Below are 21,992 nucleotides of genomic sequence, written 5' to 3'. Positions count from 1 at the left end.
CTACTGGGTGATCGGCTGCTAACCCCCACCCCTTAGCCCCACCCCCTGACCCCTGTTGATCATGAAGTTATTGCCACGACACGCCGAGGAGAGTGGCAATAATTTCATGATCAACCCGGGCGCGGCGGGGTTAGGGGGGTTAGGGCTGCTTTTAGGGCTTGGGGGAGGGTGGGGTGCTGGTAGCGGTAGGCGGCTCGGGCCAGGACGCCGGGGAGGACTCGGGTGCTGGTGAGGGCCTCGTGGGCGAAGCCGCCGAGGACCACCTTGAGCGCCAGCGCGGGGATCGGGACGATTGCCGGGCGGTGCAGCTGCCGGGCCAGTTCGCGGGTGAACTCGGCGTTCGTCACCGGGTTCGGCCCCACCACGTTGACCGGGCCGGCGATGTCACTGTCGAGCAGGAAACGGGTCGCGTCCAGCCAGTCGGCCATCGAGATCCACGGCAGCCACTGCCGGCCGCTGCCCAACCGCCCGGCGATGCCCAGCTTGAACGGCAGCAGCTGCGGCTTGAGCATCCCGCCCTCACGGTCCAGCGGCAGACCGGTGCGGAGCCGGACCACGCGTACCCCGGCATCCTCGGCCGGTCGGGTCGCCGCCTCCCACACCCGGCAGACGTCGGCCAGGAAGCCCTCGCCGGCCGGAGCGTCCTCCTCGACCGCCCGGTCGCCGGTGTTGCCGTACCAGCCGACGGCCGACGAGTTGAGCAGCACCCGGGGTCGGTCCGCGGCGGGGAGCCCGGCGATGGTGGTCGCCAGCGTGGTGGTGCTGTCCACCCGGCTGGTCCGGATCAACCGCCGGTAGTCGTCGTCCCAGCGCTTGTCGCCGACGCCCGCGCCGGCCAGGTTGACCACCGCGTCGGCCTCGGTGACCACGGCCGGGTCGAGCTGCCCGGCGGCGGGGTCCCACCGCCGCTCCTGCGGGTCGCCCGGCGACCGACGGACCAGTCGGGTGATCTGGTGCCCGTCCGCCGCGAGCCGGTCGGCCAGCCGGGTGCCGAGGAAGCCGGACGCGCCGGCCAGAAGGATGCGCATACCCCCATCTTCGTCCAGAACGCCGCCGATGGATGCGCGGGGCGGCCGACGTCACCGGCAGGCGAAGAAATGTGCGCCGGCACGCCCGACAATGGGAAAGCCCAGGTCAACAGGTGCCCCAGGCGCAGAAAAAAGCTCCGGGGCGCATTCGGTGGTTGGCGCGTTTCCGCAGGTCAGAGCGAACGTGAATGCGGTGTTCGCGATTGCTTCCCGCATCGATCTGGCTGACCATGAGCCATCCGAGAGCGCTCCCGTTTGGCGGGGTCGGCTCACCGTGCCCACCGTCGGGCGATTCCTGAGGAGGAACCATGCCGATCCTGGTGACCGGAGCGACCGGAACCGTCGGAGGCAGCCTGGTCCGGCAACTGGTGGCCGCCGGCCACGACGTACGCGCACTGACCCGCGATCCGGCGTCGCCGGCGGCCGCCGCGCTGCCCAGCGGGGTGGAGGTGCTGGCGGGCGACTTCGCCAGGCCCCACACGTTGGCGCCGGCACTGCGCGGCGTGACGCGCATGCACCTGGTCGCCATGGATGGGTACGGACCGCTGACCACCGGTGTGGAGATCTTGGAGCTGGCCCGGAAGGCCGGCGTCCGTCGGGTCACCCACCTCGGTCACAACGATCCGAGCCGGGCCGACGACGACCCAGTCGAGGCCCCGCACCGGCCGCTGCACCGGGCGATCGAGAATTCGGGTCTGGAGTGGACGCACGTGTTCCCCGGCGAGTTCATGGCGAACACCCGGGACTGGGCGCAGACCGTCCGGGCCGAGGGGGTGGTCCGGGCACCGTTCGGGGACTGGAACAGCGCACTGGTCCACGAGGCGGACATCGCCGCGGTCATCCTGGCCGCGCTCACCCGTGACGGCCACGCGGGCCGGGTGTACCAGCCGACCGGGCCGGAGCCGGTCCGCCGCCGGGACGCGGTCGAGATGATCGGCGCGGCGATCGGTCGTCCGGTGCGCTTCGACGAACTGACCCCGGAGCAGGCCCGCGAGCACTGGAAGGACACCTATCCCGCCGAGGTGATCGAGTGGTTCCTGGAGATGGGCCGGTATCTCGACGGCAACGCCTGGGTCGCCCCGGACGTCGAGCAGGTGACCGGCCGCCCCGGGCGCACGTTCCGGCAGTGGGCCGCCGAGCACGCGGACGACTTCCGGTGACGGCGCCCGGGGCGTGGACCGGCCTGGTGGTCAGGCCGCAGGGGCCGGGCGCAGGTCGGCGAGCAGTCGCTCCACCTCGGCGTACGACTCGGCACTCAGTGGGCCGAGCGTCAGGGTGGCCAGGTTCTCCTCGGCCTGGGCTACCGTGCGCAGGCCGGGGATCGGCACGGTACGGGGGCTGCGCGCCAGCAGCCAGCCGAGCGCGCCCTGGGCAAGGGCGCGCCCGTCGGCGGTGAGCGCCGCGCGGACCTCGTCGACCCGGGCCGCCCAGCGTGGTGTCGGCCGGCCGTCGGTGAACCACTCCAACCACTCCGGGGCGCGCCCGCGCACATCGTCCGCCCCGACCGCCCGGGTCGACCCGGTGAGCAGCCCCATCGCCAGCGGCCCACGGTTGAGGCTGGCCAGGTCGTGTTTGTCGCAGACCGCCAGCACCGCCGCGTTGTCGCGCAGCACCGACTGGTCGTGCTGGATCGCGGCACAGCGCGGGCCGGCGGCCGCGAACGCCTCCGCCGAGGCCGGGTCGTCGGTGCTCCAGCCGTACGCCCGGATCTTGCCCTGGTCGACCAGGGCCTCCAGGGTGTCGACCAGATCGAGCGCGGCGGGCACCGGCAGTGCGTTGATGTGCAGTTGGTAGAGGTCGACGTAGTCGGTGCCGAGCCGGCGGAGCGACTCGTCCAGGCTGCGCACCGCGAAGGCCGGGCTGGTGTCGGTGCCGAGCGCCCGCCGGGTGGTCTCCTCGCTGACGTTGCCGAACTTGGTGGCGATCACCACGCTGTCCCGCCGCCCGGCCAGGGCTTGACCGAGAATCCGCTCGCTGTGCCCGGCGCCGTAGTTGCTGGCGGTGTCGAAGAGGGTCACGCCGAGATCGAGCGCCCGGTGGATGGTGCGGATCGACTCGGCGTCGTCCACCTCACCCCAGCCGAACGGCTGCCCGTCGTCACCCCAGAGTGGGCCGCCGATGGCCCAGCACCCCATTCCGATCGCGCTCACCGTGATGCCGCTGCGTCCCAGCGTCCGTGTCGTCGTCATGGTCACCAGCCTCCAACCTGGAGCGCGCTCCAGGTCAAGCACTACGATCTCGCGACATGAGCGGTTACGCCCCCTCGGAGGCCGCCCGCCGCAGCGGCTTCAGCCTGGACACTCTGCGGTACTACGAGAAGATCGGCCTCCTCGCGGACGTGGAGCGGACGGCGGGCGGGCAGCGGGTCTTCACCGACGACGACCTCGGCTGGCTGGTGCTGTTCCGCTGCCTGCGCGATACCGGGATGCCGATCGCGCAGATGCGCCGCTACGCGCAACTGGCCCGCGACGGCGAGCACACCGCCGACGAGCGGCACGAGCTGCTGCGGCACCACGCCGCACGGGTCGAGGAGCAGATGCGCCTGCTCCAGCACCAGTACGACCACCTGCGGGAGAAGATCCGCTTCTACGAGCGCCCGCCCGGTGCCGCGCCGGGGTCGGGGGCTGGCTAGCGGGGACCGGGCGCGGTCAGGCCGAGCAGGTCCTCGGTCGTCCCCTGTCGACCGGTGAGCGCGTTCAGGGCGGTGACCAGCCGCTTCTCCTCGTAGCGGAAGTGCGACTCCAGCAGGGCGGCCAACCCGCCCAACTCGGCGCGCACCTGGGCGACCGGCACCGCCGCGTCGCCGCCCAGCAGTGCCTCGACCCGTTCCAGGATCCCCGCCACCACCTCGTGATCGGTGATCAGGTTTTCGATGACCGGGCGCAGTTCGGGGGCTTCCTCGGCCAGCAGCCGGAACGCGCCCGCGTCCTCACCGGTGTGGTGTCGGCCGAGCGCGGCGCAGAAGGTCAGGCAGTGCGCCCGCAGGTCCCGGGACGGGGTGTCGAGGCTGGCCTGGAGTCGGGCCAGTTCCGCGCTGAGCCAGAGGTGGATCTCGATCATCTGATTGCCGACGGCGGCGAGCCGGCCGGCCGGTGAACCGGTTGGGTGCACGTTCGTCCCATGCTGTCCCCGCGCCTCCATGCCCACGGCGGCCTTCGTGCCGGGTACACCGCGACGCTGCGCCGGAGCCTACCCCGACGCGGTCACGGCGTGGTCGGCTCGTCGGTCTCCCGGACGTCGTGCCAGCGCGCACGCCAGGCGGCCTCGTGGGCCTCGTGGGTGGTCCGCTCCTCGAAGACGGCGGCCCGCAACGCGTGCCGGGAACCCGACATCACCATCACCTCCACGGCCACCAGCGCCACGCAGATCACTGTCGCGAGGGTGAGCGCGCCCAGCGCCGGCAGGTGCTGGCCGATCGGGAGGGCCGCCGTGAGCACCACGATGACGCCGACGCGGGTCCAGCTGACGGTGTACAGGGTGCGTAGCTGGAACAGCAGGTTGACGGCGAAGTAGCAGATCAATCCGCCGAAGAGCATCGGCACGGCCGGTCCCTCCGCCTTCTCCGCGATCCCGCCGGCCGGGTCGGTGATCTTGTGCAGGACCTCCTCGTTGCCGATCGAGAAGAGGATCACCCCGGCGATCATCGGCAGGTAGAGGTACGCGTACGCGTCCCGGGCCATCGCCACCCGGGGGGCACCCTCCGCCGCGTGCAGGGCGATCCGGGCGGCCGGCCCGATGAAGTCGAAGTGCGCCCACCAGAGGGCCGCGGTGACCACGATGCCGAGCGCGGCGGCCGCCACCGCCGGCCAGGTGACCGGCTTGCCGAGCAGATTGCCGCCCACTCCGGTGGAAATGATCGACTCGCCCAGCGCGATGATCAGGATGAGGTCGTAGCGCTCAGTCCAGTGCTCGGCGCTTGTCACCCCCCAGCCCCAGGTGCCGACGATGAAGCCGGTGGCGTACTGCACCACGATCACAGTGATCCACAGCCCGTCGCGCACCATGGCGGCCTGGTCGGGGTCGGTGATCTGCGGCGGGATGAGCGCGGCGGCCAGCAGCAGCACGATGCTCACCGCCAGTTCCGGCGCGAACCGCCGCAGTTGCCGCCGCTCCTGCGGGCTGTCCCGCACCACGTGCTGATAAAGGATCATGTGTACGGCCCGGACCACGACGTAGCTGATGGCCACCAGCATCGGGCCGGCGGCGCTCCCCTTCGGGTCGCTGAATGCCTGCGGCAGCGCCAGCGCGAACGCGAACAGGGCGACCATCGCGATCACCATGAGCACCGGGACGTAGCCCTCGCCGAGCCGGACCCGGGTGGCGACCAGGCTGTGTACCACCCAGATCCACCAGAGCACGGCGAGCACCAGGCCGGCGTGCAGCAGTTGGCGGCCGGAGATGTTCGCGGCGGTGGCCCGGGTGATGATGAAGAACGAGAAGACGAAGACCAGGTCGAAGAAGACCTCGAACTTGTCCACCCGGGCGCCGGGGGCGATCGGGACGGCCGGTCCCAGCTGTCCACCCCGCCGGTAGCCGCCCACGACCCCACTCTGGCAGCGTCCGGGCTGGTCGGAGGCCCGAACCGCGATGGCGACGGAGTCCGGCGTTACCTCCGGTCCGGGTCGGGGAAGCACCGGGACCCACTGCCTCCCGCAGCGGGTCGGCCGGTCCGCCCTACCCCGGACAAGGATGGACAATGACGACGAACAACCTGATAACCACTTCGTTCGCCCATCACTCCACGGCCATGGACGTGATCCGGGGCGTGGACCTCGTCCGGCGGCGGGCCATCGTCACCGGCGGGTCCTCCGGGATCGGCGTGGAGACCGCCCGTGCCCTGGCCAGCGCCGGCGCGGAGGTCACCCTGGCCGTCCGCAACCCCGACGCGGGTCAGCAGGCCGCCAACGACATCACCGCCACCACAGGCAACGACCGCGTCCTGGTCGCCCCGCTCGACCTCGCCGACCAGGGTTCGGTCGCCGACTTCGTGGCCAACTGGGACGGCCCACTGCACATCCTGGTCAACAACGCCGGCATCATGGCCGCACCCCTGTCCCGGACCCCGCAGGGCTGGGAGATGCAGTTCGCCACCAACCACCTGGGGCACTTCGCGCTCGCCACCGGGCTACGCCCCTCCCTCGCGTCCGGCGACGGGGCCAGGATCGTCTCGGTCAGCTCCGCCGCCCACCTGCGCTCACCCGTGGTCTTCGAGGACATTCAGTACGACAAGCGGGAGTACGAGCCGTGGCAGGCGTACGGGCAGTCCAAGACGGCGAACGTGCTGTTCGCCGTGGAGGCGTCCCGGCTCTGGGCCGACGACGGCATCACGGCCAACTCGCTGATGCCCGGCGCGATCCGGACCAACCTTCAGCGCTACGTGAGTCAGGAGGAACTGGACCGGCTGCGCGCCGGCAACGCGGCGGCCTGGAAGTCCGTCGAACAGGGTGCCGCCACCTCCGTGCTGGTCGCGGCCTCGCCGCTGCTCGACGGCGTGGGCGGGCGTTACTTCGAGGACTGTCAGGAGGCCGCCCCCGCCCAGCCCGGCGGCCGGACCGGCGTCGCCGACTACGCGCTGGACCCGGAGGCCGCCGAGCAGCTCTGGAAGGTCTCGACCGCGCTGCTCAAGAGCTGAGGACCGCAGACGGAAGGGCGCCCCGGTCGACGACCGGGGCGCCCTTCGGCATTGCGTGTGGATCAGGCCAGGCCCAGCTCCGACTCGAAGTTGCCGGCCTCCAGCCGCTCCTTGACCGTGGTCAGGAAGCGAGCGGCGTCGGCGCCGTCGATCAGCCGGTGGTCGTAGGACATGGCCAGGTAGACCATCGACCGGATCGCGACGACCTCGCCCAGCTCCGGGTCGTTGACCACGACCGGCCGCTTGACCACGGCACCGGTGCCGAGCATCGCCGACTGCGGCGACGGCACGATCGGGGTGTCGAAGAGCGCGCCCCGGCTGCCCGTGTTGGTCAGCGTGAAGGTCGCCCCGGCCAGCTCGTCCGGGCTGATCTTGTTGGTCCGGGTCCGCTCGGCCAGGTCGGCGACCCGCTTGGCGATGCCGCCGAGGTTGAGGTCGCCGGCGTTGTGGATGACCGGCGTCAGCAGACCCCGCTCGGTGTCCACCGCGATGCCGAGGTGCTCGGCCGCCGGGTAGGTGATCGTGCCACCTTCCAGGTCCATGCTGGCCTGGACGATCGGGTGCGTCTGGAGCGCCTCGATGGCGGCGAGCGCGAAGAACGGCAGGAAGGACAGCTTCACGCCGTGCCGCTGCACGAAGGAGTCCTTCGCCTGCGCCCGCAACTTGGCGATCCGGGTGACGTCCACCTCGACCACTGTGGTGAGCTGCGCCATCTCGTGCAGCGACTCGTGCAACCGCTTGGCGATGGCCTTACGGATTCGGGGCAGCTTCTCGGTGGTGCCCCGCTTGCCACTCGGCTGCGGCTTCGCGGCCGGCTTGGCCGGGGCAGCCGACGGCGCGGCTGCTGGCTGTGCGGCCGGAGCAGGAGCGGCCTTGGCGGCCTTCGCCTTCTCGGCGGCCTCCAGCACGTCCTGCTTGCGGATCCGACCACCCACGCCGGTGCCGTTGAGCGCGGCCAGGTCGACGCCGTGCTCACTGGCCAGCTTGCGCACCAGCGGGGTGACGTACCCGGCGGCTTCCTCGCCGGCACCCGGTGCCGGGGCGGACGGGCGTGGCGGCGTCGAGGTCGACGCGGCCGGCTGCGCGGCCTGCTCGGTCTTCGCCGGCTGCGCCGAGCTCTCGGTCTCCGCGGCGGGCTCGTTGTACGACATGCCGGGGGTCGGCTCCTCGACCTTCGGCTCCGGCTTCGGCTCGACCTTCGGCTCCGGCTTGGCCTCCGCCTTCGGCTCGGGCTTCGGCTCGGGCTGCGCCTGGGCGGGGGCCCCGCCGGCAGCGCCGATGATCGCGAGGTCGGCGCCGACCGCAGCGGTCTCGTCCTCGGCGACCTTGATCTCCAGCACCGTGCCGGCGACCGGCGACGGGATCTCGGTGTCCACCTTGTCGGTGGAGACCTCCAGCAGCGGCTCGTCGACCTCGATGGTCTCGCCGACCTGCTTCAACCAGCGGGTGACAGTACCCTCGGTGACGCTCTCGCCCAGGGCGGGCATCTTCACAGCGGTGCCCTCACCCGACGAGGCGGCGGCCGGAGCCGGCGCCTCGGCCGGAGCCTCGTCCTGGGCCACCTCGTCGGCGGTGCCCTCGGCGGCGGCCGTCGGCTCGGCGGCCGGCTCGACCGACTCGGCCGGAGCCTGCTCCTGCGGGGCGGCCTCGCCACCGCCGGTCGACTCGCCCTCACCGGCGATGACGGCCAGCTCGCTGCCGACCTCGGCGGTCTCGTCCTCGCCGACCACGATCCGGCTCAGCACGCCCGCAGCGGGCGACGGGATCTCGGTGTCGACCTTGTCGGTCGAGACCTCGAGCAGGGGCTCGTCAACCTCGACCGTGTCGCCCTCCTGCTTGAGCCAGCGAGTGACGGTGCCCTCGGTGACGCTCTCGCCGAGCCGGGGCATGGTGACCGATACCGGCATTTTCTGAGACTCCTTCATTCCCCTGGTGGGATCTTCGCCCGTCGCCGGACGCCGCGGTTTGGATGATCAGGCGTGCGCGTGCAGCGGCTTGCCGGCGAGGGCCAGGTGCGCCTCGCCCAGGGCCTCGTTCTGGGTCGGGTGGGCGTGCACGAGCTGGGCGACCTCGGCCGGGTACGCCTCCCAGTTGTAGATGAGCTGCGCCTCACCGATCAGCTCACCCACCCGGGCGCCGATCATGTGCACGCCGACGACCGGGCCGTCCTCGACCCGGACCAGCTTCACGAAGCCGGTGGTCTTGAGGATCTGGCTCTTGCCGTTGCCACCCAGGTTGTAGTTGTACGTCTTGACCTTGTCAGCGCCGTACTGCTCCTTGGCCTTGGCCTCGGTGAGACCCACCGACGCCAGCTCCGGGTCGCAGTAGGTGACGCGCGGGATGCCGACCTCGTCGATCACGGCGGGGGTCTGACCGGCGATCTCCTCGGCCACGAAGATGCCCTGCTGGAAGCCCCGGTGCGCGAGCTGGAGGCCGGGCACGATGTCGCCGACGGCGTAGACGTTCGGCACGCTGGTGCGCAGCCGCTCGTCGGTCAGCACGTAGCCGCGGTCCATCTTGACGCCCTGCTCCTCGTACCCGAGGTTGGCGGTGTTCGGGCCGCGACCAACCGCGACCAGCAGCAGCTCCGCCTCGACGGCCTCGCCGCCCTGGATGGTCAGCTTGACGCCGCTCTCGGTCTTCTCGACCTTCTCGAACGGCTTGCCGACCTTGAAGTTGATCTTCCGCTTGCGGAAGGCCCGCTCCAGCGCCTTCGACGACTCCTCGTCCTCGGCGGCGACCAGCCGGGGCAGCGCCTCGACGATCGTCACGTCCACACCGAAGGACTTCCACACGCTGGCGAACTCGACGCCGATCACGCCGCCACCGAGCACGATCACCGACGACGGCACCCGGTCCATCGTGAGGGCGTGGTCACTGGTGATGATCCGCTCGCCGTCGACCTCCAGGCCGGGCAGGCTCTTCGCGTACGAGCCGGAGGCCAGGACGATGTTGCGGCCGGTGTAGCGCTTGCCGTCCACCTCGACCACGTTCTTGCCGACCAGCTTGCCGGCGCCCTCGACGATCGTGATCCCCTTGTTGCCCTTCAACATGCCCTGCAGGCCCTTGTACAGGCGGGAGATGACACCGTCCTTGTACGCGTTGACCCCGGCCATGTCGATGCCGATCAGCTCGGCCTTCACGCCGAACTGCTCCGACTCGCGGGCCTGGTCGGCGATCTCGGCCGCGTGCAGCAGCGCCTTCGTCGGGATGCAGCCGTTGTGCAGACAGGTGCCCCCGAGCTTGCCCTTCTCGACCAGCGCGACCTTCAGGCCCAGCTGGACGGCGCGCAGCGCGGTCGCGTAGCCGCCGCTGCCACCTCCGAGAATGACAATGTCGAAGGTCGCTTCGTTCGGCTCGCTCACGTCCAACTCCCAGGTCGCGTCGCTGCATCGGGGGGTCACGGGGGTGTAACACGGACACACCCCACCTCGGTCATCTTGTCACCACTGGGCACAGGGTGCGTACTGAGGTGCCCAACGACACGTCATCGACACGTACCCTTGGCACCGTTGTCGATGACGCAGGGTGGGGGAGAGATCCGGTGGGCTTGTTCCGGCGCCGCAAACACGCGGCTGTGCCGAGCCATGACCGTGCCGCCGATCGTGGCGATCTGGAGCATCTGGAGAACTTCATCCGGAGTCGGCGCGGCGTCGAGGCGTACATCGAGCCCCGGACGACGGTGACGGAGACCACTGTCATCCTGATCGCCGACGACGGGGAGTGGACCCGCCGGCGCATCGACGGCCCGGACGGGGCCCGGCGCTTCGCCCACCGGCTGGGCATCCCCGTTTACGACGTCCGGCTGATGGGCTACCCGCAGCGGATGCGCGACTTCAACGAGCGCCGCAAACGTCGCCCCGAGCGCTACTGAGATGCGCGAAGGGGCCCCCTGTCCAGGGGGGCCCCTTCGCGTATCCGTCAGCCGTTGGCGGCGACATCCTCGACGAGCTGCACCAGCGTGCGGACCGGGACGCCCGTGCCGCCCTTGGTCCAGTAGCCGGTCGGCTCACCCGAGTGGTAGCCCGGCCCGGCGATGTCGATGTGCGCCCAGGCCACGTCGTCAGTCACGAACTCGCGCAGGAACACGCCGCCCTGCAGCATGTGACCGGCCCGGTCCATTCCGGCGTTGACCTGCGAGATGTCCGCCACATCCGACTCCATGCCCTTACGGACGTCGTCGGGCAGCGGCATCGGCCAGGCCGGCTCGCCGACGGCGTCGCCGACCACCTTCACCCGGTCGCACAGCTCCGGGGTGCCCATCACGCCGGCCACCCGCTTGCCCAGCGCGATGACCTGGCCACCGGTCAGCGTGGAGGTCTCGAACAGGTAGTCGGTGCCGTCCGCGCAGGCGCGGGCGATGGCGTCGCCCAGGACCATCCGGCCCTCGGCGTCGGTGTTGAGCACCTCGACCCGCTTGCCGTTGAACATGGTGATCACGTCACCCGGCCGGTAGCTGGTGCCCGACGGCATGTTCTCCGCCATCGGCAGGTACGCGCTGACCGCCACCGTCGGCTTCAGCGCGGCGATCGCCAGCATGGCCGCGCCCACCGCGGCGGCGCCCGCCATGTCGGACTTCATCTCCCACATGCCCTGCGCCGGCTTGATCGAGATACCGCCGGTGTCGAAGGTGATGCCCTTGCCGACCAGCGCGACCCGCTTGCCGTTGCCGCCGCCCTGCGGGGTGTAGGTCAGCTTCACCAGCCGCGGCGGGGCCTCCGAGCCCTGCCCGACCGCGACGATGCCGCCGTACCCGCCAGCGGCCAGCGCTGCCTCGTCCAGCACCTCGACGCCGAGGCCCGCCTCGCGCGCCGCGCTGGCGACCGCGTCGGCGAACGACGGCGGACGCAGCTCGTTCGGCGCGGTGTTCACCCAGTCCCGGCTGAGCCGGACCGCGCCCGCCACCGCCTGCGCCCGGGCGATTTCCGCCTGGGCGCCCGCGTCGCCGGCGTCCGGCACCGCGATGAGCACCTCGGCCACCGGCTCCCGCCGGGTCGGCTGGGGCCGGGTCTTGTAACCGGCGAACCGGTACCCACCCAGCAGCGCGCCCTCGGCGACCGCGCGCAGCTCCGCCGACGCGTCGGCGTCGTCCGGCAGCGGCAGCGCCAACGCGACAGTGGGTGCGCCGGCCAGGGCCCGGATCGCCGCACCGGCGGCCCGGCGCAGCGTCTCCGGGGCCGGGGCGGCACCCGACGGCTCCGGGCCGAGCCCGACGGCGGTGACCAGCGGGGCGGTCACGGTGCCCAGGGTGGCCAGCTTGACGACCTCACCCGGCCCGCCCGTCGCGCCGAGCAGCGCGAGGGTCTCGGTCAGCTTGCCGTCGAACGCGGCCGCGATGCTCTCCGCGCCGCTGGCGAGCAGCAGGGTGCCGGCGAGGCCGCTGGTGGCGCCCTGCTCTCCGGTCTGGCTGTGCACGCCGATCACGATCGCGTCGACGGCGAGCTCGGCCGGGTCGGTGTCGACCAGGCTCAGGTTGGTGGTGCGGGGTGAAGTCACTGAAGCTACTCCGGGCGGGCCGGGCCGGTCGCGGCGTCGCGTACCAGCGGTGAAGGTCTCCGGCGGAACCTACCCGCCGGACGTCATGGCTGTCCCGCCGACAGCGCCAGCGGGCTCCCGCCGATGCTAACCAGCGACGTTGCCCCCGGTAAGTTGCCACCCATGACCGACGTGACCTCCGACGCCGCCGCGACCCGGCTGCGTCGTTCCCCGCTGCACGAGCGGCACACCGCCGCCGGAGCCAAGTTCGCCCCCTTCGGGGGCTGGGAGATGCCGCTGGAGTACGCCGGTGGCGGGGTGCTCAAGGAGCACACCGCGGTGCGTACGGCGGTCGGGGTCTTCGACGTGTCGCACCTGGGCAAAGCCCGGGTGAGCGGCCCCGGCGCGGCCGACTTCGTCAACTCCTGCCTCAGCAACGACCTGGGCCGGATCGGCCCGGGCCGGGCGCAGTACACGCTCTGCTGCGACGACGCCACCGGCGGCGTGGTGGACGACATCATCGCCTACCTCTACGCCGACGACCACGTCTTCCTCATCCCGAACGCGGCGAACACCGCCGAGGTGGTGCGCCGGTTGCGCGCCGCCGCGCCCGCGCAGGTGACAGTCACCGACGAGCACGAGGCGTACGCGGTGCTGGCAGTGCAGGGCCCCCGCTCGGCCGAGTTGCTGGCCGCCCTGGACCTGCCCACCGAACACGGCTACATGAGCTTCTCCGCCGCGAGCCTGGGCGGGGTGGAGCTGACCGTCTGCCGTACCGGCTACACGGGTGAGTTGGGCTACGAGCTGGTGGTGGCGGCGGAGCACGCGGTCGCCGTCTGGGACGCGCTCTTCGCCGCCGGCGCGGCGTTCGAGCTGCGCGCCTGCGGGCTGGCCGCCCGGGACACCCTGCGGACCGAGATGGGCTACCCGCTGCACGGGCAGGACCTCTCCCTGGACATCAGCCCGGTGCAGGCCCGTTCCGGCTGGGCGGTCGGTTGGGACAAGCCGGCCTTCTGGGGCCGTGACGCGCTGCTCGCCGAGAAGGCCGCCGGCCCCCGGCGTACGCTGCGCGGCCTGGTGGCCGTCGACCGGGCCATCCCGCGCCCCGGCATGACCCTGCACGTAGGCGACACCCAGGTGGGCACCGTGACCAGCGGCACCTTCTCCCCAACCCGCAAACAGGGCATAGCGCTGGCCCTGCTCAACACCAACGCCAACCTCGCGGACGGCAACGAGGTCGAGATCGAAATCCGAGGCCGCCGAGCCCCCCTACTCCTAACGAAACCCCCCTTCGTAACCCCCTCAGTGAAGTAACCCCACCGTTCTGCCCCCGCCCTCCCGGCGTTGATCATGAGGTTGACGGGACGCTGCGAGATCAAACCCCCCGCTAACCCCATGATCAACCGGGGCCGGGTCCGGGGGCAGGGCCGGGGCCGGGGCCGCAGGCGGGGGCGGGGGTCGGGGTGGGGGTCAGGGTGCGGGGGTTGGGGGTTCGCCGGAGTCCAGGACCGCCTGGGTCCAGCCGCCTTCTATGACGCCTGTCGCGTCCAGGACGGCCCAGTCGACGACGTCGGACGTCTCGACCACGACCGGGGCGCCGATGCGCACGCTCTGGTCGGTGTTGGCGTCGCTGGCGCTCACGCCCACGATGCGCTCCGGGGTCTCCCACGAGGTGACGCCCGCCCAGACGTACTCCGGGCCGTCGTCTCCGGGCAGGCCGTACTTCACCACGAGCTGCGACTCGGTGGGCAGCTGGCCGGCGACGAACCGGGCCCGCGCGTCATCCAGCGCGGCACGGGCGGTGGCGACCGCACGGCTCATCGCGTCACCGGAGCGGGCGTAGCGCACGTCCGGCTGGATCCCGGAGAACAGGGTCGCGCAGGCGGCGGCGTAGTAGCGGCCGTCCGGGCCGGGGTGCCCGGCCGGCGGGCGCAGGCTGAGGAACGAGTCGGCCTCCGGGTCGGTCGCCGGGTCCAGCTCCAGGCGCAGCAGCACCGGGGCGGTCGCGCCGTGCTGTTCCGGGTTGCCGTACGCCACAGCGATGTCGTGGCCGGTGACCGTTGCCAGCACCGGCAGCTGCACGAAAGCGGGCACCTCCTCGCCGGTGAGCCCGTCGGTCCAGTCCCGCAGCAGCCGGCGGGCCGCCCCGGTCATCACCGCGCCCCAGGCGCGGGTGAGGTGGTCGGGCACCCCCTGGGTCTGCAACTCCAGCAGGCCGAAGCGGCGCAGCCCCTTTGTGGTGAACCACAGGCCCTCGGTGTCGGACGAATACGGCACCAGCACCCAGTCGACGAGTCGGATGCGGCCCTGCTCGTCGGGGAGGGAGCGCAGCGCTGTCGCCGGGTCGAGGAACTGGAGACCGAAGACGTCCACCACGTCGCTGTCGACGGATTCCGCCACGGCGGCCGCGACCGCCCGGGCGGCCCACTCGTGCGCGGGCGGCCAACCGGGCCGGTACTCGGCCTGTACGACCACCAGGTGCGTCGCCGCCGCCAGCCGGGCCAGCTGCTCCTCGGTGGCGCCGAACGCGGTGAGCAGGTCCGGTGGCAGCTCGGGAAACTCGGAGATCGGCCGGGTGTCGACGCTCATCAGCGGGCTGTCGAGCATCTGCCGGGCCAGCCCGTGCACCGGCTCGGCCAGCCGGCCGGTCAGGGCCGCCACCGCGGTCTTCGCACTGACCTTCGGTAGCCCCGCCATCGGCACCAGATAGGTCGCGCTGAGCGACTCCGGCACCGGTACGGGCAGGAAGTCGTCCGTGATGAGCATTGTGGGTTCCCCCGGTGGCCGTGCCGGTGTTGTCGAGCCGAACGCTACCCGGCCCGCCGTGCCCGGTTCAGCCGGACAGCACCAGACCCAGGTAGACCAGCGTGGTGACCACCTCGACAGTCGCGCCGAGGACGTCGCCGGTGATCCCGCCGAGCCGGCGTACCACGTGGGTGAGCAGCAGGAGCGCGACGGCGATCGCGGCGACGACGGCCAGCGGCCCCTGCCACGGACGCCCCGGCACCGCGGGCACCGCCAGCAGCACGACGGCGATCGCGCCGGCGGCCAGTGCCACCGGGCCGACCGTGCCGGCGACCAGCGCGCCCAGCCCGTCGGGCCGGGCCGCCGGCACTCCCCGCCGGCAGGCCACCGTGACACCGAACCGCCCGGCCGCGGTCGCCGCGACCACCGCCGCGAGACACGCCGGCCACGACCGACCCGCGAGGTCGGCGAGCGCCGCCGCCTGCACCAGGAGTACGACCACCAGGGCGATCACCCCGAACGGGCCGACGTCCGGCTTCTTCATGATCTCCAGGGCGGCGGCACCCCGCCGGTACGAGCCGAGCGCGTCCACGGTGTCGGCCAGCCCGTCCAGGTGCAGCCCCCGGGTGAGCAGTGCGGCGACGCCGACGGTCACGCCGGCTGCCACCAGTGGGGGAGCGAGCGCGCCGGTCAGCAGCAGCACACCGGCCAGCAGGGCGCCGAGCAGCGCGCCGACCACCGGGGCGAGGGCCATCGCCGTGCCGGCGACCGGGCGATCGATGCGCCCGGCCCGCACCGGCAGCGTGGTGAACGTGGTGAACGCCAGCCGGGCTCCCGCGCGCAGCCGTGGCTCAGCCGGCACGCCAGCCCGACGCCGGCTGCTCGTCCGCCACGGTGCTGGCCGGGCCCGGCCCGGCCGGCTCCGGCTCGACGAAGTCGGGCTCGGTCGAGTCGGGCTCGGCGAAGTCGGGTTCGGTGAGATCCGGGTCGGCGTAGCTCGGGTCGGTGGACTCCGGCTCGTCGGCGCCCGGGTCGGTGTCGTCCCCGCCGTCCAGCGACGGGTGCGCCGGCAGCCCGGCGGACAGCGCCAGCACCGAGCGCAGCAGCGGCAGCGCGACAAGCGCGTTCGCGCCCTCGCCGAGATCCAACCGTAGGTCGAGCAGCGGGGTGAGGCCCAGCACGTCGGCGGCGAGCCGCACGGCCGGATGCCCGCCGTGGTCGGCCAACAGGCACCAGTGCCGGGCCTGCCCGGCCAGGTCACGGCTCACCATGCCGGCGGCCACACCGACCGGCCCGTCGAGCAGCACCGGCACCCGGCGGGCGGTGGCGCCGAGCAGCACACCGGTGGCCACTGCCACGTCGCCGCCGCCCAGCTCGGCCAGGATGTCCTTGGCGCCGCGTGACGAGCGTCGGGTGCGGTGCAACGCGTCGCGTACCGCCGCGCAGCGGATCATCCACGCCGCGTCGTCGATCTCGCCGGAGTCGGTGATCACCCGGCCCAGCACGGCGGGCGGCTCCGCGCCCGCGGTCGCCGCGAGCACCGCCGCGGCCGCCGCCTCGGTGCCGGCACCGCACGCCCCGAGCACCAGCAGCTGTACGCCGGCGTCGGCGGCCTGCTCGGCCAACCGCCACCCGTAGCGCAGCGCGGACTCCACCTGGTCCGGCGTGAGGGCCGGCTGGTCCTCGATCGGCGCGGACGCCGGAGTGTCCACCACCTGCAGACTGGCGCCGCTCTCGGCGGCCAGTCGTGCCAACGCGCCCTGGCCGGCGCGGGCCTGCGCAGCGCGGCGCGCCGACTCCCCGGCGACGGTGCCGGCCGACGCCCCGCCGGCGTGGTCGCCGTGCAGCAGCAGCACCCGCACCGAGTCCCAGGCGGCGGGGATCGAGGTGCCCTGGGTGGCGGCGGCGAAGCCCACCACCCGGTCCAGCACGCCCAGCCCGGCGCCCGGTACGTCAAGCGTGGCCAGCCGGTCCACCGCCTGCGGGCCCTCGTACTCGTTGGGCATCGGCAGCTCCATGCCGGGCTGGATGACCAGCCCGGTGGCCACCATCGGCAGCGCCATGGTCGGTGCGGCCCAGGGGTTGCCCGCCTCCTGGGGCGGGGTGGCCGGCGGCGTGTGGGTCAGCACGTCGGGCAGTTGCACCTCGGGGGTCGGCTCGGCGTCGGTCAGGCTCGCCACGACCGGTGCGGTGGCCGTGGCGGTGGCGGTCGACGTGGTCGCGGGTGCGGCCTGCTCGATCGCGGTGGCGGCCGGCTTGAGCCAGACCGGCTGACCGGCGACGACCAGCACCACCGCGTCGCAGGCGTCGGCGACCGCGCGGTTGGCCGCGCCCAGCGCGTCGGTGAACGCCCGGCCCAGCGGGGTGGTCGGCACCAGCGACAGCCCGACCTCCGGGCTCACCAGCACCACCCGGGCGGCACAGCCGCGGAGTGCCTCGGCCAGCTCGGCGATCGTGGCCACGTCGTCGGCGGGCTGGTGGTCCGGGTCGAGCAGCACCGTCACCCAGCCGCCCAGGTCGTCGACGAGCAACATCTCGTTGGGCTCGGCGGACTCGAGCACGTCGGCCAGCCGGCGCGGATCCTCGGTGGTCTCCTCGGTGGTCCAGCTGCCCGGCCGCCGGGCGCGGTGCGCCGCCAGCCGGGTCGCCCACTCGGTGTCCTCCGGGTCGCCCTCGGGCGCGGTGGCGACGTAGCGGACCACCGGCGCGTCGGTGACCAGGGACTCGGCGAACTCGGACTTGCCGGACCGGATACCGCCGAGCACCAGGACCGTGTTCCACCCGTCTACGGACATGCCCGTACCTTAGTTCTCATCCTTCAGGGCTGGGCACGTCGCCCCGACCCTGCCGAAGATCGAAAGTCCGTTCCGCGTCCATTGCGGGAAAGCGTCCAGTTCCCTTACCTGGACCAGATGGTCGGGTGCGGCGCGACCTCGGGCCGCTTCACCCTGCCCCCCGGGCGGCGTCGCTGCGGGAGCGCGGCTGGTCGTGACGGGGCCGGCGCGGTGGTCAGTCGCAGTGTTCGAAGCCGCTGCCGTAGCTGACCCCGCCGGTGGCGCCGCCCCATTTCACGCACGCGCCGGCGGCGGAGGCCCGCACCGGCCCCGCGTAGTAGTCGAAGGAGCCGCTGTCGGTGCTGCGGGCCCGCCCCTGCACCTCCAGGTACGCCGAGGCCGCCGATTTCGCGCCGACCGCGGTGTCCTTGAGGGTTACCACGCAGTTGTTGCCGTTGCCCGCGTTGTAGAGCAGGTAGACCCGGCCCTGGCGGCGGCCGCCACTGGTCAGCGTCGCCGAGTCGATCACCTGGTAGCCGCTGCCACACGCCTGGGCTGCCGTGTACGGGTTGGGCCGGCTCGACGGGGTGCGGGTGGGCGTCGGTCGGCTGCTGGTCGTACCGGTAGGTGTGCTGCCCGGCGACGTGGTGCGTGGGTCCGGGGCGGTCGGCGCGTCGGTCGCTCCGGCGGAGCCGGTCGGCGCGGCGGACGCGCTGCGGCTGGCCCCCGGGGTGCCGCTGTGCGTGGGTCCCGAGATGCTCGCACCTCCGCCGTCGAGCGCGCCGCCGTCCGGGACCGCCGCCGATTCGCCGGCCAGCGCGGGCGGACCGTCCGTCCCACCCGGCTCCCCGTCGGGCCGCAGCGCCGCCACGGCCACGGCGACCAGCGCCACGAGAGCGACCGCGCCGACCCCGATCAGCAGTTGCCGGCGCCGGCCGGACGACCCCGTCCGGAACGCCTCCTCCCGGGTCGAGCCCGGCCCCGTCACCGGCGAGGCCGCGAAGCCCACCGGCATGGGCACAGCGGCGGCCCCGACCGGCGCGGGCTGCCCGGTCGGCGTCGGCCCGTCCAACGGCGTCGGTGCGGCCGGCGGTGCGGCTGGCGGTGCGGCCGGCGGTGCGGGCGTCGGGACGGGCGGCTGCGCGGGGGTCGGAACGGGCGGCGCGGCGGCCGGGGTGACCGGAAGGACCGAGGGCATCCCGGGAGTGGGTACGGCCAACGCCCACGGTGGGCGGGCCGAGACCGGGATGCTCGCCAGTGTCGCGTCACGGGCATCGGCGGCGGCAGCGGCCAACTCGGCGGCGCTGCCGAACCGGTCCTCCGGACGCTTCACCAGCGCGCGGGCCACCACGGCCGCGACCGCCGGCGGGGTGTCCGCCGGCAGCGCCGCCGGTTCCTCCTGGGCATGCCGGAGCGCCACCGCGAGGGGGTTGTCGCCGTGGAAGGGCGGCTGCCCGGCAAGGCAGAAGTACGCCACCGCGCCGAGCGCGTAGATGTCGGTGGCGGCCGAGACCGGCTGCCCGGTGGCCTGCTCGGGGGACATGTACGAGGCGGTGCCGAGCACCATGTTCGCTGCGGTGAGCCCGGCCATGTTGCGGGACCGGGCGATGCCGAAGTCGACGAGCACGACCCTGCCGTCGGCCTTGACCAGCAGGTTGCCCGGCTTCACGTCCCGGTGCACGATGCCGGCGAGGTGGGCGGTGTGCAGCGCGTCCGCGGCCTGGGCCAGCACCGACATGGTGGTGGCCGGATCCAGCCGCCCCACCGTGCGCACCCGGGCGGACAACGGCTCGCCCTCGACGTACTCCATGACCAGGTAGTCGACCCGGCTGCCGTCGTCGAGCGCGGCCTGCCCCACGTCGTGCACCGGGACCACGCCGGGGTGCCGCAGCGCGGCCAGCATCCGCGCCTCGGCCCGGAACCGGGCGGTGAACTCCGGGTCGGCGACCAGCGACGGCAGCAGCACCTTCACGGCGACCTCGCGTTCCAGCAGCACGTCCGTGCCGCGCCAGACCGCGCCCATCCCACCCGTCGCCACCCGCTCGCCCAGCCGGTACCTGTCGCCGAGCAGCACTCCCCGTGTCAGCACCGAGCCACCGTACCGGCCTGTGTCGATCGGATTGATCCACCCCGTGGGTCCCGCCGGGGCGAGCGAGCGGCCGTTACGCGTCGGGCCGACTACGCTGGCGAGGGTTCGTCCCACGGGGACTTCAGCGGCGAGGGGAGACGCGGCATGGCGTGGAGCTGGCGGTACGAGGGCACGGACGGCCAGACGGTCGAGGGACCGGCGGAGTCGTTCGGCAGCCAGGCCGACGCCGAATCCTGGATCGGTCAGACCTGGCGGGAGCTCGCGGCGTCCGGCGTCACCTCGGTCGCGCTCGTGGTGGACGACCGGGTGGAGTACCGGATGAGCCTGCTGCCCACGGCCGAGTGATGGCCTACGACCGCCCGGGCGGCGACCGGCTGGTCCTCGGCGTGCCCAGGGCGGCGTTCCGGCCCAGCCCGGTGTTCCTCGGCCTGGTCGCCCTTTTCGCGGTGAGCGGGGCACTGACCTGGAACGGGTACGGCAGCGTCCGGTTCAACGTGTTCCTCTTCGTGGTGTCCGGGTGGCTGGTGTCGCTCTGCCTGCACGAGTACGCCCACGCTGTGGTGGCCTACCGGGCCGGCGACCGGGACATCGCGCATCGCGGTTACCTGACGCTCAACCCGTTGAAGTACACCCACCCGTTGCTGTCGATCGTGCTGCCCGTGGTGGTGGTGCTGCTCGGAGGCATCGGCCTGCCGGGTGGCGCGGTCTGGGTGGACCGGCACGCCATCCCGGGCCGACTGCGGCACACCCTGGTCAGCCTCGCCGGCCCGGCGACCAACGTGCTGTTCACGCTGGTGTTGGTGGTGGCGGTGCGGCTCGGCGCCCAGTCGGGTGGGCCGATCGAGTTCTGGGCCGGGGTGGCGCTGCTCGCCTTCCTCCAGCTCACCGCCAGTTTCCTGAACCTGCTGCCGGTGCCCGGCCTGGACGGCGGCAACATGATCCAGCCGTGGCTCAACCCGCAGTGGCGCAAGATGTACGACCTGTTCGCGCCGTACGGCTTCATTTTGCTCTTCGCGCTGCTGTGGAACCCGCGCATCGGGGGCTGGTTCTTCGACGCGGTCTTCGCGGTCGGTGACCTGCTCGGTCTGCCGTCCTGGCTCTACGCCACCGGCCTGGAGCTGATCCGCTTCTGGCAGGGCTGAGCGGCCCCTCTGACCTGACCTGACCTGACCGGTCCGGTCGACGCGAAACCCTCGCGCCGACCGGACCGGAACGGCGTCAGGGACGCTGCGCGGGGGACTCGGTCTTCGTCGGGTCCCGCTCGACGATCGGCTCGACGATGTCGTCGATCGCCTTGAGCAGGTCGGCGTCGAGCTTCACGCCGGCGGCCTTCACGTTGTCGTGCACCTGCTCCGGGCGGGACGCGCCGATGATCGCCGACGAGACGTTCGGGTTCTGCAGCACCCACGCCACGGCGAGCTGGGCCATGCTGAGCCCGGCCTGCTCGGCGAGGGGCTTGAGCTGCTGGACCCGGGTCAGCACGTCGTCGTTCATGAACCGGGAGATGAAGCCCGCACCCGACTTCTCGTCGGTGGCGCGGGAACCGGCCGGCGGCGGCTGGCCCGGCAGGTACTTGCCGGAGAGAACGCCCTGCGCCATCGGCGACCAGACGATCTGCCCGATGCCCAGCTCCTCGCTGGCCGGCACGACCTCGGTCTCGATGACCCGCCAGAGCAGCGAGTACTGCGGCTGGTTGGAGACCAGCGGGATGTGCAGCTCCCGGGCGAGCGGGTGGGCGGCGCGCAGTTGGGCGGCGGTCCACTCGGAGACGCCGATGTAGTGCGCCTTGCCGGAGTGGACGACGTCGGCGAACGCCTCCATCGTCTCTTCCAGCGGGGTGGTGCTGTCGTAGCGGTGGGCCTGGTAGAGGTCCACGTAGTCGGTGCGAAGTCGGCGCAGCGAGCCGTTGATCGACTCCATGATGTGCTTGCGGGACAGGCCACGGTCGTTGCGGCCGGGCCCGGTCGGCCAGTAGACCTTGGTGAAGATCTCCAGGCCCTCACGGCGCTCGTTCTGCAACGCACGGCCGAGCACGTCCTCGGCCCGGGTGCCGGCGTACACGTCGGCGGTGTCGAAGGTGGTGATCCCCGCGTCGAGAGCGGCCCGGACGCAGGCGAACGCCGCGTCCTCCTCGACCTGCGAACCGTGGGTGATCCAGTTGCCGTACGAGATCTCGCTGACCATCAGGCCGGAACGGCCCAGGTGTCGGAATTCCATGTACCGACCCTAGCGCCAGTGGATCACCGGTG

19 protein-coding genes are annotated in these 21,992 nt (G+C 72.6%); 7 read left to right on the top strand and 12 right to left on the bottom strand.

The genetic code is table 11. The features are described from left to right. Positions 1 to 110 precede the first annotated feature (110 nt). A complete protein-coding gene (locus KBX71_RS27565; RefSeq protein WP_210820699.1) occupies positions 111 to 1,028 on the bottom strand; it encodes a TIGR01777 family oxidoreductase in 918 nt (305 codons plus the stop codon). Positions 1,029 to 1,336: 308 nt separating this feature from the next. Here KBX71_RS27565 and KBX71_RS27560 point away from each other — a divergent pair, with 308 nt between their 5' ends. Continuing rightward, positions 1,337 to 2,188, top strand: a complete 852-nt coding sequence (locus KBX71_RS27560; RefSeq protein WP_210820697.1) for an NmrA family NAD(P)-binding protein — start codon at positions 1,337 to 1,339, stop codon at positions 2,186 to 2,188. Between the two features lie 30 nt (positions 2,189 to 2,218). Here the strand turns inward: KBX71_RS27560 and KBX71_RS27555 are convergent, their stop codons facing one another. Then, positions 2,219 to 3,217 (bottom strand): aldo/keto reductase, encoded by a 999-nt coding sequence (locus KBX71_RS27555; protein WP_210820696.1) that lies wholly within the window; start codon positions 3,215 to 3,217, stop codon positions 2,219 to 2,221. A gap of 56 nt (positions 3,218 to 3,273) precedes the next feature. On the opposite strand from KBX71_RS27555, the gene KBX71_RS27550 reads away from it, so the two are divergent. Beyond that, on the top strand, positions 3,274 to 3,660 hold the full coding sequence (locus tag KBX71_RS27550) for a MerR family transcriptional regulator (RefSeq protein WP_210820694.1): 387 nt from the start codon (positions 3,274 to 3,276) through the stop codon (positions 3,658 to 3,660). On the opposite strand, the gene KBX71_RS27545 is transcribed toward KBX71_RS27550, so the two are convergent. Next, positions 3,657 to 4,139 (bottom strand): hemerythrin domain-containing protein, encoded by a 483-nt coding sequence (locus tag KBX71_RS27545; protein ID WP_307847340.1) that lies wholly within the window; start codon positions 4,137 to 4,139, stop codon positions 3,657 to 3,659. The genes KBX71_RS27550 and KBX71_RS27545 overlap by 4 nt on opposite strands. A 92-nt stretch (positions 4,140 to 4,231) precedes the next feature. Next, positions 4,232 to 5,569, bottom strand: a complete 1,338-nt coding sequence (locus KBX71_RS27540; RefSeq protein ID WP_210820692.1) for a low temperature requirement protein A — start codon at positions 5,567 to 5,569, stop codon at positions 4,232 to 4,234. A 155-nt stretch (positions 5,570 to 5,724) separates the two neighbouring features. On the opposite strand from KBX71_RS27540, the gene KBX71_RS27535 reads away from it, so the two are divergent. Beyond that, the gene (locus tag KBX71_RS27535; protein ID WP_210820691.1) at positions 5,725 to 6,660 is read left to right on the top strand and encodes an SDR family NAD(P)-dependent oxidoreductase; all 936 of its coding nucleotides are present in this window, start codon (positions 5,725 to 5,727) and stop codon (positions 6,658 to 6,660) included. A gap of 62 nt (positions 6,661 to 6,722) precedes the next feature. On the opposite strand, the gene sucB is transcribed toward KBX71_RS27535, so the two are convergent. Together sucB and lpdA are read right to left on the bottom strand one after the other, a co-directional pair. Next, positions 6,723 to 8,567 carry a 2-oxoglutarate dehydrogenase, E2 component, dihydrolipoamide succinyltransferase gene (gene sucB / locus KBX71_RS27530; protein WP_210820689.1) on the bottom strand — a complete coding sequence of 615 codons (1,845 nt, stop codon included), beginning with the start codon at positions 8,565 to 8,567 and terminating at the stop codon, positions 6,723 to 6,725. Positions 8,568 to 8,633: 66 nt separating this feature from the next. Further along, the gene (gene lpdA / locus KBX71_RS27525) at positions 8,634 to 10,064 is read right to left on the bottom strand and encodes a dihydrolipoyl dehydrogenase (RefSeq protein ID WP_210820687.1); all 1,431 of its coding nucleotides are present in this window, start codon (positions 10,062 to 10,064) and stop codon (positions 8,634 to 8,636) included. Between the two features lie 140 nt (positions 10,065 to 10,204). Between lpdA and KBX71_RS27520 the strand changes: the two genes are divergently transcribed. Continuing rightward, positions 10,205 to 10,534 (top strand): hypothetical protein, encoded by a 330-nt coding sequence (locus KBX71_RS27520; protein WP_210820685.1) that lies wholly within the window; start codon positions 10,205 to 10,207, stop codon positions 10,532 to 10,534. Positions 10,535 to 10,581: 47 nt separating this feature from the next. Here the strand turns inward: KBX71_RS27520 and KBX71_RS27515 are convergent, their stop codons facing one another. Further along, positions 10,582 to 12,156 carry a leucyl aminopeptidase gene (locus tag KBX71_RS27515; protein ID WP_210820679.1) on the bottom strand — a complete coding sequence of 525 codons (1,575 nt, stop codon included), beginning with the start codon at positions 12,154 to 12,156 and terminating at the stop codon, positions 10,582 to 10,584. A 162-nt stretch (positions 12,157 to 12,318) separates the two neighbouring features. Here KBX71_RS27515 and gcvT point away from each other — a divergent pair, with 162 nt between their 5' ends. Continuing rightward, complete coding sequence (gene gcvT / locus KBX71_RS27510) at positions 12,319 to 13,449, top strand: glycine cleavage system aminomethyltransferase GcvT (protein ID WP_210820678.1); 1,131 nt, start codon at positions 12,319 to 12,321, stop codon at positions 13,447 to 13,449. 156 nt (positions 13,450 to 13,605) lie between these two features. On the opposite strand, the gene KBX71_RS27505 is transcribed toward gcvT, so the two are convergent. The 4 genes from KBX71_RS27505 to KBX71_RS34880 all read right to left on the bottom strand — a co-directional run bounded on the left by KBX71_RS27505 (position 13,606) and on the right by KBX71_RS34880 (position 19,743). Next, entirely contained in the window at positions 13,606 to 14,901 is a 1,296-nt protein-coding gene (locus tag KBX71_RS27505) for a DUF2314 domain-containing protein (protein WP_210820675.1), read from the bottom strand. Between the two features lie 67 nt (positions 14,902 to 14,968). Continuing rightward, positions 14,969 to 15,742, bottom strand: coding sequence for an adenosylcobinamide-GDP ribazoletransferase (locus KBX71_RS27500; RefSeq protein ID WP_210820674.1), 774 nt, complete (start codon positions 15,740 to 15,742; stop codon positions 14,969 to 14,971). Beyond that, complete coding sequence (locus tag KBX71_RS27495; protein ID WP_210820672.1) at positions 15,732 to 17,675, bottom strand: bifunctional adenosylcobinamide kinase/adenosylcobinamide-phosphate guanylyltransferase; 1,944 nt, start codon at positions 17,673 to 17,675, stop codon at positions 15,732 to 15,734. Before KBX71_RS27495 ends, KBX71_RS27500 begins: the two co-directional genes overlap by 11 nt. A gap of 214 nt (positions 17,676 to 17,889) precedes the next feature. Further along, positions 17,890 to 19,743 (bottom strand): serine/threonine-protein kinase, encoded by a 1,854-nt coding sequence (locus KBX71_RS34880; RefSeq protein WP_210820671.1) that lies wholly within the window; start codon positions 19,741 to 19,743, stop codon positions 17,890 to 17,892. Between the two features lie 144 nt (positions 19,744 to 19,887). Here KBX71_RS34880 and KBX71_RS27485 point away from each other — a divergent pair, with 144 nt between their 5' ends. Together KBX71_RS27485 and KBX71_RS27480 are read left to right on the top strand one after the other, a co-directional pair. Beyond that, complete coding sequence (locus KBX71_RS27485) at positions 19,888 to 20,088, top strand: hypothetical protein (protein WP_124823263.1); 201 nt, start codon at positions 19,888 to 19,890, stop codon at positions 20,086 to 20,088. Continuing rightward, positions 20,088 to 20,885, top strand: a complete 798-nt coding sequence (locus KBX71_RS27480; RefSeq protein WP_210820669.1) for a site-2 protease family protein — start codon at positions 20,088 to 20,090, stop codon at positions 20,883 to 20,885. The genes KBX71_RS27485 and KBX71_RS27480 overlap by 1 nt, the downstream gene beginning before the upstream one ends. A 76-nt stretch (positions 20,886 to 20,961) precedes the next feature. Here the strand turns inward: KBX71_RS27480 and KBX71_RS27475 are convergent, their stop codons facing one another. Then, positions 20,962 to 21,960, bottom strand: a complete 999-nt coding sequence (locus KBX71_RS27475; protein WP_210820667.1) for an aldo/keto reductase family protein — start codon at positions 21,958 to 21,960, stop codon at positions 20,962 to 20,964. Positions 21,961 to 21,992 lie beyond the last annotated feature (32 nt).

The sequence above is a fragment of the Micromonospora sp. D93 genome (genome assembly GCF_018070365.1).
Classification (GTDB): Bacteria; Actinomycetota; Actinomycetes; order Mycobacteriales; family Micromonosporaceae; genus Micromonospora; species Micromonospora ureilytica.
Note: the sequence above shows the minus strand (reverse complement) of the source record. Positions and strands in the feature narration are given on the sequence as shown.

What these genes read in the sequence shown, in the direction of transcription:
- KBX71_RS27565 (WP_210820699.1), bottom strand. Translation starts at nt 1,028, where the DNA reads ATGCGCATCCTTCTGGCCGGCGCGTCCGGCTTCCTCGGCACCCGGCTG.
- KBX71_RS27560 (WP_210820697.1), top strand. Translation starts at nt 1,337, where the DNA reads ATGCCGATCCTGGTGACCGGAGCGACCGGAACCGTCGGAGGCAGCCTG.
- KBX71_RS27555 (WP_210820696.1), bottom strand. Translation starts at nt 3,217, where the DNA reads ATGACGACGACACGGACGCTGGGACGCAGCGGCATCACGGTGAGCGCG.
- KBX71_RS27550 (WP_210820694.1), top strand. Translation starts at nt 3,274, where the DNA reads ATGAGCGGTTACGCCCCCTCGGAGGCCGCCCGCCGCAGCGGCTTCAGC.
- KBX71_RS27535 (WP_210820691.1), top strand. Translation starts at nt 5,725, where the DNA reads ATGACGACGAACAACCTGATAACCACTTCGTTCGCCCATCACTCCACG.
- sucB (WP_210820689.1), bottom strand. Translation starts at nt 8,567, where the DNA reads ATGCCGGTATCGGTCACCATGCCCCGGCTCGGCGAGAGCGTCACCGAG.
- gcvT (WP_210820678.1), top strand. Translation starts at nt 12,319, where the DNA reads ATGACCGACGTGACCTCCGACGCCGCCGCGACCCGGCTGCGTCGTTCC.
- KBX71_RS27505 (WP_210820675.1), bottom strand. Translation starts at nt 14,901, where the DNA reads ATGCTCATCACGGACGACTTCCTGCCCGTACCGGTGCCGGAGTCGCTC.
- KBX71_RS27495 (WP_210820672.1), bottom strand. Translation starts at nt 17,675, where the DNA reads ATGTCCGTAGACGGGTGGAACACGGTCCTGGTGCTCGGCGGTATCCGG.
- KBX71_RS27485 (WP_124823263.1), top strand. Translation starts at nt 19,888, where the DNA reads ATGGCGTGGAGCTGGCGGTACGAGGGCACGGACGGCCAGACGGTCGAG.
- KBX71_RS27480 (WP_210820669.1), top strand. Translation starts at nt 20,088, where the DNA reads ATGGCCTACGACCGCCCGGGCGGCGACCGGCTGGTCCTCGGCGTGCCC.
- KBX71_RS27475 (WP_210820667.1), bottom strand. Translation starts at nt 21,960, where the DNA reads ATGGAATTCCGACACCTGGGCCGTTCCGGCCTGATGGTCAGCGAGATC.